The organism is Acinetobacter haemolyticus CIP 64.3 = MTCC 9819, from assembly GCF_000369065.1.
GTDB lineage: Bacteria > Pseudomonadota > Gammaproteobacteria > Pseudomonadales > Moraxellaceae > Acinetobacter > Acinetobacter haemolyticus.
The window spans coordinates 1-1,269 of record NZ_KB849802.1; the positions used below are offsets into that span (position 1 = coordinate 1).

The 1,269-nt window shown below is 50.6% G+C and carries 1 pseudogene; it reads right to left on the reverse strand.

Annotated elements, in window-relative coordinates:
• A pseudogene (locus tag F927_RS17285) lies at positions 1 to 1,269 on the reverse strand (hypothetical protein); the annotation flags it as partial.

The window sequence follows — 1,269 nt, forward strand, 5'->3', positions numbered from 1 at the left end:
TACTTCATCGCCATCTTCTAGGCCTGGGTTTGGAACGCTCCAGTTGCCATCTTCGTCAACAACCGCTTCTGCTGTGCTGCCGTCTGGGAAGGTCACTGTCACTGTCGTACCTGGTTCTGCTGTACCGGTGATCGGATCAGTGCCATTCACTGGGTCAATCACTGGTGCATCTGGCGCTACCGTGTCAACAGTTATACTAATATTAGCCGAATCAGTATCACCCCAAACATCTGATGCTTCTGCTGTAATATTTACTAAACTATCAACACCTGCAATTGTGGCAACGATATAACCATTATCGAGGTCAGCTTGTGTAACAACATAGTCACTACCATTTACGCTAACCACCAACCCTTCATAAGCACCGTCACCTAAGCCTACATGAACAGTAAAGTTACCATCTATATCTAACTCATCAGCAGTAATGAAACCATTACCATCAACATCACCTACAACTTCAATCTCAGTAATCAAGTCTTGAGGGGCAATCGTAATAACAAGAGAGCTCGTATCCGTAACACCATCGTTATTAGTCGCTGTTGCTTCAATATTAATTACACCACTACCAGTTGTAGTAATCGTAGTAGCAATATAGCCATTTGCAATATCATCAGCAGTGACAATATGAGTAGAAAGTTCGCCATCTACATTAAGCTCAACTTCCATTCCCTCATAAGCATCAGCACCAAGTCCAATATGAACTTCAAGGTCAGCACTACCATTTAACTCACTACCCGTAATGATGTTGTCACCATCAACGTCTGCAACAATCGTGATCTCAGCTAACAAATCCGCATCGGCATCGGCATCGGCATCCGCATCAGCATCGGCGTCGGCATCGGCATCGGCATCGGCATCGGCATCGGCGTCAGCATCCGCATCCGCATCCGCATCAGCATCTGCGTCGGCATCCGCATCCGCATCAGCATCAGCATCAGCATCAGCATCGGCGTCAGCGTCAGCGTCGGCATCTGCATCTGCATCCGCATCTGCATCGGCATCCGCATCAGCATCAGCATCGGCATCAGCGTCGGCATCAGCGTCAGCATCGGCATCCGCATCAGCGTCGGCATCCGCATCCGCGTCAGCATCCGCATCAGCATCGGCATCCGCATCAGCATCGGCATCCGCATCAGCATCAGCATCAGCATCAGCATCAGCATCGGCGTCGGCATCAGCATCCGCATCCGCGTCGGCATCTGCATCAGCATCCGCGTCGGCATCAGCATCCGCATCCGCATCAGCGTCGGCATCCGCATCGGCATCCGC